Source organism: Cupriavidus sp. CER-90, from assembly GCF_057652055.1.
In genome coordinates this window covers 3184776-3201273 of sequence record NZ_JBYGYM010000002.1, presented here as the reverse complement: position 1 = coordinate 3201273, position 16498 = coordinate 3184776, and the positions used below count along the sequence as shown (strand labels likewise).

Below are 16498 nucleotides of genomic sequence, written 5' to 3'. Positions count from 1 at the left end.
GCAGCAGGGCGCAACGCTAGGCCTTGCGCAGGCTGCGCCATTCGGCCCACTGCCACGACAGCAGCGCGGGCACGCCGAACGCCAGTTCCCGTGCGCGCTTGACCAGGGCGAGGGCCAGCGAGGTCTGCGGCGCGATGCCCAGGCCGGTGCCCAGTACCACCAGCACGGCCTCCTGCACGCCCAGGCCGGCGGGAATGAAAAAGACCACCTGGCGGGCCGCCAGGGTCAGGGCTTCGATGGCCAGCGCGGCGCCAAAGGTCACGGGATGGCCCAGCAGTGACAGGCCCCACCAGACTTCCAGCGTGCCCACGGACAGCCCGGCCAGCTGCCATGCCAGCGTGCTGAACAGCGCGCGTGCGCGCCGGCATAGTGCGCGAATCTGCGCGTCCAGCCGCTTGCCATCGATGTGCGATGCCAGCCAGTGCTCGTGGCCCAGGATGCGGCGCGCCGCCCGTTCCAGCCGCGTGAACCATGCGCCGTGCCGCAGCGCCCAGGCGAACAGCGCCGGGACCGGCAGCGACAGCAGCAGCCCGATCGCGATCAGCATGCCGTGGCCGGTCAGCGGGTTGGTCGAGACCAGCAGCAGCACGCCTGCCAGCGCGAACAGGTATTGCGCGAACATCGTCACCATGACTTCGATCACCACGCTGGCCGTGACGGCACTGCCGTCGGGCACGCGGCGCCACGCCAGGCGGATACCGACGATTTCGCCGCCGATGCCGGCGCTTGGCAGCAGCCGCGTGACGGCCTCGCGCACGGTGGCAACCCACAGCAGGAAGCTGGTATCGGCCCGGGCCGCGGGATCGGCCGGTGCCAGCAGTGTGCGCCATCCACGCGCATCGAGCCATAACGCGGCCAGGTGGATGGGCACGAGCCACAGCAATGGCCAGCCGGCGCGCCGCAGGATGTCGCCCACTTCGGCCAGGCCCGCCTGGGTGACCACGGCGGTGAGGATCAGCAAGCCCGCCAGCGCGCCCGCCAGCGCCAGGCGTTTGCGCCTCATGCGGCAATCAGGTCGGCAAAGCCGCCGCGCCGCGGGGCCACGCGTTCTGCCGCCGCGCGCACCCGGGGCGACAGCAGCGCCGCCAGTTCGTCGGCATGCCGATAGCCGGTCATCGACGCGCCAATCCGCGCGCCCGAGCTGACAGCCGGATGGCAATAGATCTCCACCACGCCGTCCGGCAGCCGATCGAGCGCGGCAAGCAGCGCGGCTTCGTCCATCGCCCCGCTGGACGACAGCCCGAGCACGAAATCGTTGTGGGCAATGCCGGCGCGGTCCATCCGCCGGTGCAGCAACGCCAGCCAAGGGCGCAGGAACAGCGGGCCACGGGCCTCGCGTGGCAGCCGCATGGCGCGCAGGCCATAGTCGCGCCCGATGCGCAGGATCAGCCCCAGCACGGTGGGATGCAGGTGGAAGTGCTTGTGCGCGTTCACGTGGTCGAGCGGCAGGCCGGTACGCGCGAACGCGTCGAACTGGGCGCGGATCTCGGCGGCCAGCTGCGCGCGCAACGTGGGATACAGCGCGAAGCGCACGCCATCGCGCACCATGGCATCGCCAAAGCGCCCGTCGATATCGACCAGGTCCGGAATCGACTCCCAGGGCAGCGTCGACCAGCCATCGGCCAGCACCAGGTGCAGGCCCACGCGCAGCCCGGGCAGCCGGTGCGCGCGCGACACGGCATCGGCGGTGGCCGGGGCCCCGACCATCAGGCTTGCGGCATTGAGGATGCCCTCGCAATGCGCGCGTTCCACGGCCTCGTTGACATCCCCGTGCAGGCCGAAGTCGTCGGCGGTCACGATCAGCATCCGGCGGTGCGCCATGGCCTCAGGCCTCGTGCGAATGCAGGAATCGGAAAAACTCCACGCCTTCGCGCAGGCGCCGCCGCGTCATGCTCCAGCTGCCCATCATCTCCCTGACGATTTCCCAGATCTTGCCCGGCCGGAAATAGAAGCGCCGGTAGAACGTTTCCACGCCGTGATAGATCTCCTCGCGGCTCAGGTGCGGGTAGCTGATGGCGGCCAGCTGCACGCCCTGGTTGTTGACCAGATGGATCACCTTGTTGTCTTCGAGCCAGCCGTTGTCCACGGCCTGCCGGTACAGGGCCGTGCCCGGATACGGGGCCGCCAGCGACACCTGGATCGTATGCGGATTGATCTCCTTGGCGTAGGCGATGGTCTTCTCGATGGTCTCGCGCGTCTCGCCGGGCAACCCGAGGATGAACGTGCCGTGGATCTGGATGCCGAGCTTGCGGCAGTCGTCCGTAAAGCGCCGTGCGATGTCGGTGCGTAGCCCTTTCTTTATATTCAGAAGAATCTGATCGTCACCGGACTCGTAGCCCACCAGCAGCAGCCGCAGGCCGTTGTCCTTCATGATCTTGAGCGTGCCGTAAGGCACGTTGGCCTTGGCGTTGCACGACCACGGCAGCCCGATCTGGCCCAGCCCCCGGGCAATCTCTTCCACGCGCGGCCTGAAGTCGGTGAACGTGTCGTCATCGAACATGATCTCGCGCACCTCGGGCATGTTCTCCTTGATCCACCTGACTTCCTCGATCACGCTTTGCGCGGACCGGGTACGGTACCGATGCCCGCCCACCGTCTGCGGCCAGAGGCAGAACGTACAGCGCGACCGGCAGCCGCGCCCGGTGTAGATCGACACATAGGGATGCAGCAGATAGCCGATAAAGTAGTTCCGGATCTTCAGGTCACGCTTGTAGATCGGCGCAACGAATGGCAGTTCGTCCATATTCTCGATCATCGGACGTGGCGCATTGTGCTCGATCGATCCGTCCGGCAAGCGGTAGCTGAGGCCGGCGATGTCGTGCAGCGGCTTGCCGGCCGCCACGTCCTGGCAGGTGTAGTCGAATTCCTCTCGGCATACGAAGTCGATGGCCGGGGTGGCCGACAGCGTGCCGCCGGGGTCCACGGCGGCCTTCGCGCCGACCATGCCGATCATCAGCCCGGGGCGCCGCGCCTTGAGCTGCTCGGCAAACCTGGCGTCGGTGGGGAACGACGGCGTGCTGGTATGGATGATGACCAGGTCATAGTCGACGGCGATGTTCAGCGTCTGCTCCACGCCCAGCCCGTCGGCCGGGGCATCGAGCACGCGGCTGTTCGGCACCAGCGCCGCCGGCTGCGCGAGCCACGTGGGGTACCAGAACGACTTGATCTCGCGCTTGGCCTGGTAGCGCGACCCGGCGCCGCCGTCGAACCCATCGTAGGAGGGCGCCTGCAGGAACAGCGTTTTCATCGGGTTTTATCCTGTGGATGGGGATGAGCGGACGCCGCCAGACCGCCGCCCAGGGCATGCGGTATCGCCGCGGGTGCGATGCCGGGACGGCTGTCCGGGGCGGTACCGGGCAGGCCGGGGCTGTCTTCGGTGGCCATCACGTGGCCGCGCCAATGCACGTGCCCGTGGCCCAGCGCGGCCACCCATTCGCCCAGCAGCAGGGCGTCGCGCAGCGGGGCCATCAGCGCCTTGCCGGGGCTGCCCGCCGCGGCGCAACGGGCCAGCGCACCGGCCATGGCGATGATCAGCACCATCGGCAGCGGGGCCAGCAGGCAGCCCAGCAGCAGCATCGGCCAGGTGAACGTCAGGAACATGAAGTAGAAGCCCGGGGCACTCAGCGACCGGATCGTGCGCAGCCAGCGCAGTTCGTGGCGCCACAGCGCGGACAGGCTGGTTTCGACCACGTCGGTCTGCACCACCACTTCGGACAGCACGGTCTGCCATCCCGACTGGCGCGTGAGCTCGGCCAGCCAGAAGTCGTCGGCCAGGCGGTTGGCCAGGGCGTGGAAGCCGCCGATGGCATTGAGCGTGTCGCGCCGCAAGGCGATGGTCGCGCCAAATCCGAAGCGCCGCGAGCCGCCGGCATGGGCCACGCGCACCGATGGCGCAAACCAGTCGTCAATGAACGCGGCCCCCAGCCGCGACCACAGGTTGTGCACGGGCCGGCCCCGATACAGGCATGTCACCACGCCGACGTGCGGATCGCCCAGCGGGCCGGCCAGGCGCTGCAGATAGTCGGGTGGCACCGCGATGTCGCTGTCGGCGATCACCAGGTGATCGTGGCGGGCGGCCCGGTACAGGTTGATCAGGTTGCTGACCTTCGGATTCCGGCCATGGATGCGCGAATCGACGACCAACGCGATATCGCAATCGCGAAACTCGGCCTGTAGCCGATGCACGACGCCAATGGCGGGATCGTCGGCGGCACCGACCCCAAAGACCAGCTGGAAACATGGATGCTGCTGACGGCAGAGCCCGGCCAGGTTTTCGTACAGGCGTGGCTCGGTGCCGCACAGCGGCTTGAGCACCGAGACCGGCGCGTAGTGCCGGGGCAGGGCGCTGGGATCGGGGTGACGCCGGCCGAGGCTTGCCGCGACGATCGCATACACCGTGGCGGACTCGACCAGCAACCGGCCCACGGTATCTGTCCAGACGGCGCTCATGGCTTGCCCCCTCGCATGCGAGATGATCTCGACCCGTTCCTGCCGCGAGGGCCCATGACATGCTGCTGCCCGTCATGCGGTTGGCATAAACCTGCCTCGCCTTGTGGAGGCCACTGTGTCACCAGACCGTTAAGAGGACATTAAGCCCTCGCAAATTCGTGTGTGGCCGGCCGAACCTTCGTCGGGCAATGCAAATCATTGTCGACTGCGTTCCGAAAGTGGCGCCGGCGCATGCCGATGCACTGGCGTGGCATGTTGTCGGGCCCCGAGAAAAATCGCGTGTAACTCAGCCTTCAAAAATCGGCAGCACGAAGTCATCCACCTGGCTGAGAAGGTTTGCCCGACCCGTTGCCTATGCTTCCCAACGGGCAAGCGAGGCGTGTTTGCCAAACGTCCGTCGGCGCGGCCTCGTACGGCCCGGGTGTGCGCGGGCGCGTACGGCCGGCCAGGTGGCGGGCCACCGGCTGCGCCGTAGCTTGACTGCACCGAATCGGGAGCTTGCAATGCCAGAGACCCTGCCAGGATCGATCGATGTGATCATCGATATCCACCATGACAACCACTTCGATGCCGTCAAGCTCAGGAATGCAGGGGTCAGGGCGGTGATCCACAAGGCAAGCGAGGGCGCTACGTTCCAGGACCCGTTCTACCGGGAGCGTCGCCAGCAAGCACTGGCCGCCGGACTGCTGTGGGGCGCCTACCACTTTTCCAGCGCCCGCCCGGCAGCCGATCAGGCGAAGAACTTTCTCGACATCACGCAGGCGGGCGATCCCGACGTGGACAATAGCGCCACGTTGTTCTGCCTCGATTTCGAACCCAGTTCGAGCGGGCCGGACATGACGCTGGCGCAGGCCCAGGACTTCGTGGCCCGGGTGCGGGACAAGACCGGCCGCTGGCCAATGATCTACGGCGGCAACATGCTGCGCGACGCCGTGCAGGCCCATGGCGCCGACCCCATCCTCAAGAACTGTCCGCTCTGGTACGCGCGGTACAGAAGCGAGCCGATCGGAATTCCTACGGACACCTGGCCGCACTTCACGCTCTGGCAATACACCGACGGCAGGCTCGGGCCGGCGCCGCATGCGTTTGCCGGAATGGCCGCGACCGACCGCGACTGCTACCTCGGGACCGAATCCACGCTGAAGAATGCATGGCCGTTTGCCGAATATTTCAAGACGGCACCCGGCGCGAATGACCAGAACGGATAGCCGGCGCGGCGCCCGGCCGGCCCGGATCGCCTGCGGCCTGGCGCTGCTGGCGCTCTGCGCCTGCGCGCCCAACCGCGCTTATCGCACCCATCTGGTGGATCCGGGCCAGGACCGGCGCTGCGAGCGCCCCGGCATCGGCACGGCCGGCGCCCCGCCGCCCATGCCCGAGCTATGCGCCCAGGTTTCGCCCGAAGCGGTGGAGGGCCTGTACGAACTGCATTTCGTCGAGTTCGACGACCAGGGCTGGCTGTTTCCCGATGCGGCGCCGACGCCGCCGGTTGGTGACGCGCTCTCGCTCGCGCCATCGGACCAGATCGAGCATCTGATGGCGCGGCTGCGGTCGCTGCTGGCGCAGCGCAAGGACTTGAGCATCGTGGTGTTCGTGCACGGCTGGAAGCACAACGCGCAGGCCGACGACGCCAATGTGCAGGAATTCCGTGCCTTGCTGGAAGCGGCCGGTGCCGAAGAGCGCGACCGCGCGGGGCCCGGCGGCAATCCGAGAACGGTGGTGGGCGTCTATGTGGCATGGCGCGGCAAGTCCTGGGCGATACCGGACCCCGTGCTGAGCCTGACGTTCTGGGCGCGCAAGGAGGCCGCGCGGCGCGTGTCGATCGGATCGGCGCGCGAACTGTTCGCCCGGCTGCGCTCGCTGCGGACGTACTACAACCAGCTGCCGCCGGACGAAGACCCGGACGCGTCCCCGGCGCCCCCCGCGCCTGCGGCGGCGGCAGTCAGGGCGCCTGTGGCCGAACAGACCGGCGCAGCGTCCGAGCAGGGCGCCCGGCGTCCGCGTATCCGCACATTGATGATCGGCCATAGCTTCGGCGGGCTGATTCTCTATGCGGCCATGTCGGGACCGCTGATCGAATCGCTCAGTGCCCAGCGCGACCTGGCCCGCCCGGGCGTCAAGCCGGCGCCGCCGGAGCGGCCGGCGGACATGATCGTGCTGATCAATCCCGCCTTCGAGGCGTCGCGCTACGAAGCGCTGGACCATGTTTCCAGGCGCTACGCGCCGCCCACCTTCCAGCCGCCGCTGCTGGTGTCGGTGACGTCGACCAAGGACTGGGCGACGGGCATCGCGTTTCCGATCGGGCGTTCCGTCAATACGCTGTTCGAGCGCGAGACCACGCCGGAGCAGGGCACGGCCATGAAGAAGACCCCCGGCCATATCGGCCAGTACCTGACCCACCAGCTCCGCGCCCACGCGCCGGGCCCGGTGCCGGCGGCGGAAGGGGCCGGGCAAGCCGGCGCCCCGGCTGGGGCGGACGACGCGTGCCCGGGATGGAAGTCCGAGGCCGAACTGAAGGCGCTGCATGGCGATGCGCTGGGCCAGGCGGTGCGCCTGAACAAGACACTCGAAGCGCAGAACGCCGCCGCATTCTTCCAGCGGAACCTGGGGCCAGACCATCTGCTGAAGCCCGACTGGGCGCGCACGTTCTGTGGCGGCAGCTACCTGGCGATGGCCGAGGGCGGCGGGGCCATGCGGGCCAATACGATGGTCTGGAATATCCAGGTGGACGGCGATGTGATCCGAAACCACGACGACGTGATGAACCCGGTGTTCCGGGCATTCATGCGGCAGCTTTACGGCGACGTGTCGACGCATCCGTGATGCCCTGGCCCGGCGCGCACGCGTCGGGCGCCGCCGGGGCCGGACTTAAGCATCGGCTTACCTGGGCCATGCGTGCCCCAAGTCATCTTTTCACCGATACCGTTGTCCGCGATTTGCTGACGGCGCATCGCACGCCCCCGCACTAGTATCCAGATGCGACCTGCCACGCGAGACAGCCCCGATGCGACTTGCGTGGCATCCCGTCCCTGGCTGTCCATGTCCCCACATACAGGAACCCGTCATGGACCGTCGTCATTTTCTCAAGCTGGGAGGTTTTCTTACCGTTTCCGTTGCCGCTGGCGGGCTTGCCGCCTGCGGCGGTGGCGGAGGCGGGGACGAACAACCGCCCGATACCGGCAATCCCGAAAACTTCAACTTCGCCCACGGCGTGGCCTCGGGCGATCCGCGACCAGACAGCGTGATCGTGTGGACACGCGTCGAGGGCAGCAATGGCAAACGGCCCGTGGTGGTGCGGCTGCAGGTGTCCACGCAGGCGGATTTTCCGCCGCAGAGCCTGCTTGTGAACCAGCCGCTGATGGCTCGCCCCGAATGGGACTATACGATCCGCAACAAGGTCACGGGGCTGACCGCCGGTACGCGGTACTACTACCGCTTCCTGCTCGGCAACCGGGCCAGCACCGTTGGCCGCACCCGCACGGCGGCGCCGGCCGGCACCGCGCTGGCGCAGCTGCACTTTGCCTTCGTGAGCTGCCAGGACTGGAACGTCAACCACTGGGCCGGCATGGAAGAGCTGGCGCAGCAGGACCTGGACTTCATCGTCCACGTGGGCGACTACGTCTACGAAGCGGTGCCCGGCGGCTCGCGCGCCGGCAACGTCGAGAACCGGCACACCGCGCTGAAGTTGCCCAACGGCACGGTCCTGCCCGATGGCAGTGTCTATGCCACCACGCTCGACGACTATCGCTACCTGTACCGCAGCTATCGGAACGATTCCCGCCTGCAGGCATTGCACGCGGCGGCGCCGATGATCGCGATCTGGGATGACCACGAGTTTTCCGACAACTGCTGGCAGGACCGCCAGACCTACGCCGCCGACGACGACCTCACACCGCGTACCGCGCGCCGGCGTGCCGCCAATCAGGCCTGGTTCGAATACATGCCGGCCGATGTCAGCTTCGATCCGGCCAATCCGTCGTTCCAGGACATCCAGATCTACCGCTCGTTCACGTTTGGCAATCTGGCCACGCTGATGATGACGGACGAACGCCTGTACCGTGCGGACCATGTCATTACCGAGGAATCGGTGGGCAGTGCGGTCGGCAGCCGGTACCTGGTGGCGGCCGACAAGCTGGCCTCGGCCGAAGCCGCGAAGATCTCGGCCGCTGGCGGGGCACTGACACCCGTGTCGATGCTGGGCGACACCCAGCGCGCCTGGTGGCAGGACCGGGTCGGCGGCGCCAACACCACCTGGAAGCTCTGGGGCAACGAGCTGGCGATGCTGCGGATGCAGGTGGATATCACGCAAGCCATATCGACCCTGATCGCTCGGGCGCTGGTATCGTCCAACGGCGCGCTGGCCTCGGTCGAAAACGCGCTGGCCACAGCGCTGGCCGGCGACCTTGCGGCGGCGCGAACGGCCGGCACCTATGCGGGCCTGGCCTATACGGCGCTGCGCAACGTCCTGTCGCAGGCGGGCATCAACACGGCCACCTTCGATGCGAACGTCAAGCCATTCGTCGAATCGCGCCTGCCGCCCGTTTCGCTGCTGGGCAAGATGATTTTCAATGCCGACCAGTGGGACGGCTTCAATGCCGAGCGCAAGAACCTGATGGCGTTCCTGAAAACCCACAACGTGCGCAACGTCGTGACGCTGAGCGGCGACATCCACGCGTTCTTTGCCGGCCAGGTGATGGACGACTACGACGCCGCCAGCCCTGCGCCCGTCATGGTCGATCTGGTCACTGCCGGGCTGTCGAGCAACACGCTGCTCAATTCAGTGCGCAAGCTCGTCGATAACGACCAGGCGTTCGCGGCCCTGCGCGATTTGATCTATAGCAATGTGGGCGGCACGGTGACCGACACGCTGGACAGCACGCTGCGCACGTTCAACCCGTGGCTGCGGCATGTGAACACCAATGCGGAGGGGTACGCAGTCGTGACCCTGACGCCCGACAAGCTCAGTTGCACATTCCACGTCATGCAGCGGCTTTCGGGGGGCACGGCACCGTCGCCGGCGACGGCAAGCACCACGGTGCTGGAGGTTGCGGCGAATACGGCCGACGTAACCGTGCGCTAGCGTCTGGGTGGCTGGCTGGCTGGCGGGACGGGGCAGGCTGACCTGCCTTCGCCCCGCGCTGGGCGGTGTTACTGGGCCGCAGCGTTGGCCGCCGAACCGGCCACCGGCGGCACGGCGGACGCCGTGGGGGCGGCGGGCGCGGCCGTTGCGACCGGGGCGGCCGGCGCCACGGGGGCTGTCGGGGTGATCCGTTCCATGAAGAACGCGCCGCGCAGCTTGGCCGCCGCCGCGCGCGTGCTTTCATCCACCGCGCGCATCAGGTTGTCGTACTCGGGGGCCTGGTCCCAGTCGCCCTTGGCACTCGCATAGGTTTCCACGCGCTCATACCATTCGAGACGATTGGTCGACAGGTCGATCAGCTGTCCGGTCAAGGCGACGTAGCCCTCCGGCGCGCCCTGCGGCATGAAGGCGTAGTAGGACCGGACGGTGCCCAGCGAGCGCGCCGTCACGAGCAGCAGCTTGTCGGCCTTGTATTTTTTCGCCAGCGGGCGATAGTCGCGCAGGGCCATGCCCTCGCCGGACCCTTCGGTAAATTTCGGGATGGTTGCCGTATCGATCGGCTCCGCGATCATGACAACCGGGATCTGGCGCGATTCCAGGCCCTTGCGGAACGCTTCCGGCAGGCCGCTCACCATCGTGAAGTCCTGCTTCTGCAGGCGATCGACGATGGCCTTGGCGTTGGCGCGGTTGATCGCGATGTCCAGCAAGCCCTGGTTGCCCAGCATGACCTGACCCGGCTCGGGCATTTTCTCGATGGCGACGGCCACCACGCGCGCCTTGTTGTCGAACAAGGCGCGCGTGGCGGGAATCGGCTTTTGCACCGTGGCGCAGCCTGCCAGAACACTCGCGCCCAGTACCAGCGCGACCAGATAACGACGACCCATGAAGCTCTCTCCTTATGGTGGGATAGATACCGGTCGGTTAACGGCCGTGCAGGATCGAATCCAGACCCCAAGAAAGAGGGGAGTACTTGTTGCGCCATGTCACGGTGCGAAAAAAAAAAGCGACGAGGCCATCCTCGTCGCAATTTGTTCAGTGTTGTGTAGCCAACGGGCCGATCCGCGCCCGGCCGCCGGCTTGCCCGTCAAATCACGCCCTGCGCCAGCATGGCGTCGGCCACCTTGACGAAGCCGGCGATGTTGGCGCCTTCCACGTAATGGATGTAGCCATCGTCTTTCTGGCCGTAGTGGATGCAGTTGCCGTGGATGTCTTTCATGATCGCGTGCAGCTTTTCGTCGATGTCGGCGTGATGCCAGGCCATGCGCATGGCATTCTGCGACATTTCCAGGCCCGACGTGGCCACGCCGCCGGCATTGCTGGCCTTGCCCGGGGCGTACAGGATGCGCGCGGCCACGAAGCGGTCCACGGCGTCGAGTGTCGATGGCATGTTGGCGCCCTCGGCCACGCAAAATACGCCGTTCGACAGCAGCCGTTCGGCGTCGTGGCCGTCCAGTTCGTTCTGGGTGGCGCACGGCAGCGCCACGTCGGCAGGCACATGCCACGGCGTCTTGCCGGCCTCGAAGCGCAGGTCGTGCTGCGCGGCGAAGTCGGCCAGGCGGCCGCGTGTCTCGTTCTTGAACGTCATCAGCGCCGCAAGCTGTTCGCTGTCCATGCCTTGCGGAAAGTGCAGCACGCCGCCGGAGTCCGACACCGTCAGCACCTTGGCGCCCAGTTCGATGGCCTTCTCGGCCGCATACTGCGCCACGTTGCCCGAACCGGACAGCAGCACGCGCAGGCCGTTGAAGTCGCGGCCACGCCGATGCAGCATTTCCTGCGCGAAGTACACGGTGCCGTAGCCAGTGGCTTCGGGGCGCATCAGGCTGCCGCCAAAGGCCAGGCCCTTGCCCGTGAAGACGCAGGCGGACTGGTTCGACAGCTTTTTCATCATGCCGGCCATAAAGCCGACTTCGCGCGCGCCAACGCCGATGTCTCCGGCCGGGACGTCGGTATCGGGCCCCAGGTGGCGGTGCAATTCCGCGATCAGCGCCTGGCAGAAGCGCATCACTTCGGCGTCGGACTTGCCCTTGGGGTCGAAGTCCGAGCCGCCCTTGCCGCCGCCCATGGGCAGCGTGGTCAGCGCGTTCTTGAAGGTCTGTTCGAAGCCCAGGAACTTCAGCACCGACAGGTTCACGGTCGGGTGGAAACGCATGCCGCCCTTGTACGGGCCGATCGCCGAGCTGTGCTGAACCCGGAACGCCCGATTCACCTGTACCTGATTGCGGTCGTCGGTCCAAGCCACGCGAAACTGGATCACACGCTCGGGCTCCACCAATCGCTCCAGCAGCGCCTGATCGCGGTAGCGCGTGTTGCGCTCGACGAACGGCCACAAGGTCATCATGACCTCCTTCACGGCCTGGAAGAACTCCGGCTGGTTGGGGTCACGCCGGGCAACGCCGGCCAGGAAGGAATCGATGGATTGGAAAGTCACGATGTCTCAGTCTTGTCTTCTGGGCTGTTGTGGCGCCGGCATCCTGGCCGCAGTGGCGGGAAAGCCGGGCCGTCCTGGAATGGCGCGTCGGGTTGGCGCCGTGGCAAGCGTCCTGGTGGGAAACCCGGCCGGAAGGGCGCGGGGATCGACAGATGCCGTCAATGTCCGAACATTGAGGCTTATGGCTGGATGTCTCGAACAGGCACGAAGCTTAGCACCAGAATGGGGCGGAATTCATCTGGAACATGATGCCGCCGTCATGTCGATAGACGCTGGCGGCCGTTGCCGGCGCCGAAAAGTGGACGGTCCGACACAGGCGAACGCTGGCGAAAATTCGCGTTCCGACGCCGTGCTAGCATGACCGCGTTTGCCGCCGCCGCCATACCCCGCTCCATACCCGCCCCATCCCCATGACTACGCTCTACGCGACGCTTGGCGTCGAGTCCGACGCCACCCTCGAAGAGATCAAGCGCGCCTATCGCCGCGCCGCCATGAAGTGGCATCCGGACCGCAATCCGGGTCGCGAGGCGGAAGCCCATGCCGCGTTCCAGCAGATTCGCGACGCCTATTCGATCCTGTCCGATGCCGAGCAGCGGCAGGTCTACGACGAGGTCTTCGAACGGGAAATGCGCCGCTGGGAGGCCGAGCACGCCGAGCAGGCGGCCCAGGAGCAAGAAGCCCAGGAAGCCGCCAGGCGCATCGCGCAGGAACACTACGAGAAGATGGTCGCCATCGCCATGCGCTTTGCCGACGACGGCCACGGCCGCGACGTGCTGTTTGGCGTGCTGCTGGGCCGGGACTGCGAGCCGGACCTCGCCGGCCGCATCGCCGACAGCGTCTGGGCCCTGCACGAGTCGCGCAAGGCGGCCGTCGAGCCCGACGACACCCCGGCCACCGAGTCCACCCCGCAACCGTCGGCCGATACCGCCCGGGCGCACAAGCCCGCGAGCGCCTTCGAATCGTTCTGGGAAGGCCTGTTCAGGTTCCGCTGAACATAAAAAAACCGCGTCCCGAAGGACGCGGTACAAAGTCTCATCTCGCTGAGAACAAAACAGAAAAGAAGCAGGGCGCAGGCCGATCAGACGCTGTGGGCCGGCGGCGCCGACACGCCGGTGCGGTCGAGTCCGGCGAGGGTGCGGGCGCCGTCGGTGTACGGGTCGGGCTTGCGCGTGCCATAGGCACCCTGGCTGTAGACATCGCGCTTTTTCAGGACATTGGCGCCTTCGGTAAAGACGTCGCGGGGGCCGTTGTGCATCGTGTAGCCGTAGCGGTCGGCATCGACGCCGCGGTCTTGCATGCCGTGGCCCGATTGCGCGGCAGCCAGCGTGCAGGCGCAGAGCATCGTGGTGGCAAGCAGGGATTTGATCGTGTTGTTGTGCATCTCTTGTCTTCAACTGATTGGGGGACGGTGCGGCGGCGGGGGTGGGGAGGACGCGCCGTCCGGAACGCCTTGTGAGCGATGTCGCATCGGAGTGGTGCGGCACGGGACGAAGTGTAGGTCGCCCCGTGCATTCCTGTGATGATTTAAAAAATCATGAATCAGTCGGTTTTTTCATGTGTGCGCAACGTGACGCCAAGCACCACGAGCGCGCACTGAACGTCGGCGGCCAGGGCGCGATCGTGCAGCGCGGCCAGCGGCCCGAGCGACGCTTCGATCCACGGATGCAGGGTAGTTGGCACGGCAACGCCGTGGCCGGACCGGATCTGCGCGCGGAAATGGCGCGCCACGATACCCAGCACGCGACGCACCGGCTTGCGGGCCGCGCCGGGCAGCGACGGCAGCGCGCGCTGCAGCGTCACCGTGCAGTAGCCGATCTGCAGTTCGGTAAAGCCATCCGAAGCCAGGCGGCCACCGCCCGCGCCGAGCCGTGGCATCAGTTGCCCCAGACGGTCCAGCATCCGCGCGCCCACGCGCGTGTGGGCATCGGCGCCGCGCCACGTGGCCGCCCGCGCCAGATCCTGCCAGCTTGCGCGGATCAGCCGCTGCGCCGCCACGTGCGCACCGAACGGCCGCGCGAGCATGGCCCACAGCGGCGCGAACAGCATCGCGCCGGCATTGGCCAGGTTGGTATTGAACAGGCCGATGAAGTTGGCGTCATAGACGGCCTGCACGTTGGCAAACGATGCGGTATTGACCGACAGCAGCATGGCGATCAGGTTGAAGCCGGGGCGCTGGATCAGCAGCCCAATGCCCAGGTACGGCACCGACAGCATGCCGGCCAGTGTCTCGAACGTCTGCGCATGCGGCACCACCAGGAACAGGTAGAACGACGAGATCAGCAGGCAGATCGCGGCCCAGCGGAGGAACGATCGCGCCACGGGGCGCGGCTCGTCGATGGTGGCGAAAAAGCAGCAGGCAATGGCCGACACCGCCACCGGCCCGCCGCCATCTTCCCAGCCGGAGAAGATCCACAGCAGGCCGGCGCAGAACACGGCCAGCCCGGCCGATACCGCGCCGAAGACCAGCATGGCGTGGTCGTGGTGGAGCGTGTCGCCTTCGGGTTCGGGTTCGCGCGCGGCGTCTCCGCCGGCCGTACCGGTGCCCGATGAATGGCCCGGCGGCGTGTCGGGCCGGTCCACGATGCGCTGCCGCAGGTCGGCGCAGACGCGCATCAGCACCGCGTGGCGGGTATGCAGCAGGGCGGCCGCCTGCTCCAGCGCCGCGCGCGGCAGCCGGGGCGCCCGGGCATCCGGCGTTTCGCGCAGCGCCTGCAGCACGCTTTCCAGGCTGGACAATACCGGCATCAGCCGCGACATACGGCCGCGCAGCGCGCGTGCGTGATCCACGGCCTGCCGGCTCTCGATATCGAACGACAGATGGACGATCAGCTGGTCCAGCGCCAGCATATCGGCCGCCAGGCGGTGCCGGCTGGCGGCGGCGCGCGGGTTGGCGGCCACGATATCGCTGGCCCAGGCGGCGGCATCGTCCAGCCAGATGCGCGCCCGTTCGCGCAGCGCGGGCGCCACCTTGGCCGGAAACACGATGGCGCCGACCAGGCTCGCGCAAACGATGCCGATCACGATCTCCTCGATGCGCGCCACGGCGATATCGAAGATGTCGGCCGGCTGCATGACGGCCGGCAGCGCGACGATCGGCAAGGTATAGGCCGCCAGCAGGAACACATAGCTGCGCGGCGTGCGCTGCAGCAGCGACAGGTAGACCAGCACCATGATCCATAGCGCGATGGCGCCCATCAGCACGATCGGCATGCTCACCAGTTGCGGCACGGTGATCACGGCCGCCATCGCGCCGAGTATCGTGCCGGCCACGCGATAGGCGGCCTTGGAGCGCGTGGCGCCCGTGAGCGGGTTCGAGACGAAATAGACCGTGGCCATGGCCCAGTACGGGCGGGGCAGGCCGAACGACAGGGCGATGTAGAGCGCCAGCATCGCGGCAGCGAATGCCTTCAGCGAAAACAGCCACTGTCGGGCATGCGGCCAGCTAGCCATGATGGGGATGCGCCGGGGGGCCGGCAATTGGGGGCGTAGGACCGGCAGTGTAGTCGGCTCGCAAGGATTCCATCCATGATTTAAAATTCGCGGCTTCAGTCGGAATATTCATGAAAGGCCTGACATGCCCATCGACATCCGCGCGCTGCGTTATTTCGTGGAGACCGCGCGCCTGAGAAGCTTCACCCAGGCGGCATCGTCGCTCTACGTCACGCAATCCACCATCAGCAAGATGGTCAAGCAACTGGAGGACGAGGTTGGCCAGCCGCTGCTGATTCGGGAAGGCAAGTCGGTGCGGCTGACCGACGTCGGCCGGGTGGTGTACGACCGGGGCCAGGAGGCGCTGGGGGTGGTGCATCGGCTCACGCTCGAAGTGGCGGATCTGTCATCACTGGGGCGCGGTCAGCTGACCGTGGGCATCCCGCCGATGGTCAACCTGTTCTTCTCGCCAGCCGTCAGTGCGTTTCGCAAGCGGTATCCCAACCTGCAACTGACCCTGTCCGAGCACGGGGGCCAGATTGTCGAACAGCAAGTGGCGAATGGTGAACTTGAAGTGGGCGCCACGGTCCTGCCCGGCGATACCGGCCTGGCGCTGGAGACGCGCCAGTTCGCAAAATATCCAATTTGGGCGGTCGGCCCGCATCGCGCCGCCTGGGCCAGCAGCCGGACGGTGACGCTGGAGGCGCTGCGCGACGAACCGCTGGTGATGCTGACCGACGAGTTCTCGCTGACGCGCAAGCTGCGGCAGGCGTTTCTGGAAGCCCGGATCGCGCCGCAAGTGGTGGCGCAAAGCGGCCACTGGGACTTCCTGGCATCGATGGCCGCCGCCGGCCTGGGCACGACCTTCCTGCCCGAGCCGCTGCTCAAGCGGCTGGAGACCCGCGACAAACTCGCCGTGGCCCGCCTGACCGAACCCACCATGGACTGGGCCCTGGCCCATATCTGGTCGCCGGGGCGCTACCTGTCGCACGCGGCCCGGGCGTGGCTGCAGGTCTGCGAGGAGGTGATGGGGTAGGCCGCTGGCGGCGGTTTCTGTCAGACCCCGACCGATACCTGGCGTGCCGCCCAGCCTCTAGGCTTCAGTCAGGAGCCGC

At 67.1% G+C, this 16498-nt stretch carries 13 protein-coding genes; 5 read left to right on the top strand and 8 right to left on the bottom strand.

Translation table 11 applies throughout. The features are described from left to right. Positions 1–16: 16 nt before the first annotated feature. From AC24R4_RS25175 to hpnI, 4 genes are read right to left on the bottom strand one after another with little or no spacing between them, the layout of a single operon-like run. Positions 17–1003 (bottom strand): lysylphosphatidylglycerol synthase domain-containing protein, encoded by a 987-nt coding sequence (locus AC24R4_RS25175; protein WP_487523811.1) that lies wholly within the window; start codon positions 1001–1003, stop codon positions 17–19. Continuing rightward, on the bottom strand, positions 1000–1821 hold the full coding sequence (gene hpnK / locus AC24R4_RS25170) for a hopanoid biosynthesis-associated protein HpnK (protein WP_487523810.1): 822 nt from the start codon (positions 1819–1821) through the stop codon (positions 1000–1002). The genes AC24R4_RS25175 and hpnK overlap by 4 nt, the downstream gene beginning before the upstream one ends. Before the next feature lie 4 nt (positions 1822–1825). Beyond that, positions 1826–3247, bottom strand: coding sequence for a hopanoid biosynthesis associated radical SAM protein HpnJ (hpnJ, locus tag AC24R4_RS25165; protein WP_487523809.1), 1422 nt, complete (start codon positions 3245–3247; stop codon positions 1826–1828). Next, positions 3244–4449, bottom strand: coding sequence for a bacteriohopanetetrol glucosamine biosynthesis glycosyltransferase HpnI (gene hpnI, locus AC24R4_RS25160; protein ID WP_487523808.1), 1206 nt, complete (start codon positions 4447–4449; stop codon positions 3244–3246). The genes hpnJ and hpnI overlap by 4 nt, the downstream gene beginning before the upstream one ends. 503 nt (positions 4450–4952) lie before the next feature. On the opposite strand from hpnI, the gene AC24R4_RS25155 reads away from it, so the two are divergent. From AC24R4_RS25155 to AC24R4_RS25145, 3 genes are all read left to right on the top strand, one after another. After that, a complete protein-coding gene (locus tag AC24R4_RS25155; RefSeq protein ID WP_487523807.1) occupies positions 4953–5657 on the top strand; it encodes a glycoside hydrolase family 25 protein in 705 nt (234 codons plus the stop codon). Beyond that, positions 5641–7269, top strand: a complete 1629-nt coding sequence (locus tag AC24R4_RS25150) for a hypothetical protein (RefSeq protein ID WP_487523806.1) — start codon at positions 5641–5643, stop codon at positions 7267–7269. The genes AC24R4_RS25155 and AC24R4_RS25150 overlap by 17 nt, the downstream gene beginning before the upstream one ends. A 241-nt stretch (positions 7270–7510) precedes the next feature. Then, on the top strand, positions 7511–9526 hold the full coding sequence (locus AC24R4_RS25145) for an alkaline phosphatase D family protein (RefSeq protein ID WP_487523805.1): 2016 nt from the start codon (positions 7511–7513) through the stop codon (positions 9524–9526). A 68-nt stretch (positions 9527–9594) separates the two neighbouring features. On the opposite strand, the gene AC24R4_RS25140 is transcribed toward AC24R4_RS25145, so the two are convergent. Next, complete coding sequence (locus tag AC24R4_RS25140) at positions 9595–10410, bottom strand: hypothetical protein (RefSeq protein ID WP_487523804.1); 816 nt, start codon at positions 10408–10410, stop codon at positions 9595–9597. 200 nt (positions 10411–10610) lie between these two features. Then, on the bottom strand, positions 10611–11954 hold the full coding sequence (gdhA, locus tag AC24R4_RS25135; RefSeq protein WP_487523803.1) for an NADP-specific glutamate dehydrogenase: 1344 nt from the start codon (positions 11952–11954) through the stop codon (positions 10611–10613). A 410-nt stretch (positions 11955–12364) separates the two neighbouring features. Between gdhA and AC24R4_RS25130 the strand changes: the two genes are divergently transcribed. Beyond that, a complete protein-coding gene (locus tag AC24R4_RS25130; RefSeq protein ID WP_487523802.1) occupies positions 12365–12946 on the top strand; it encodes a J domain-containing protein in 582 nt (193 codons plus the stop codon). An 86-nt stretch (positions 12947–13032) separates the two neighbouring features. On the opposite strand, the gene AC24R4_RS25125 is transcribed toward AC24R4_RS25130, so the two are convergent. Further along, positions 13033–13335, bottom strand: a complete 303-nt coding sequence (locus AC24R4_RS25125) for a hypothetical protein (RefSeq protein ID WP_487523801.1) — start codon at positions 13333–13335, stop codon at positions 13033–13035. A 158-nt stretch (positions 13336–13493) separates the two neighbouring features. Next, entirely contained in the window at positions 13494–15404 is a 1911-nt protein-coding gene (locus AC24R4_RS25120; RefSeq protein WP_487523800.1) for an FUSC family protein, read from the bottom strand. Between the two features lie 124 nt (positions 15405–15528). Here AC24R4_RS25120 and AC24R4_RS25115 point away from each other — a divergent pair, with 124 nt between their 5' ends. Beyond that, positions 15529–16419 carry a LysR family transcriptional regulator gene (locus tag AC24R4_RS25115; protein WP_400396397.1) on the top strand — a complete coding sequence of 297 codons (891 nt, stop codon included), beginning with the start codon at positions 15529–15531 and terminating at the stop codon, positions 16417–16419. Positions 16420–16498 lie beyond the last annotated feature (79 nt).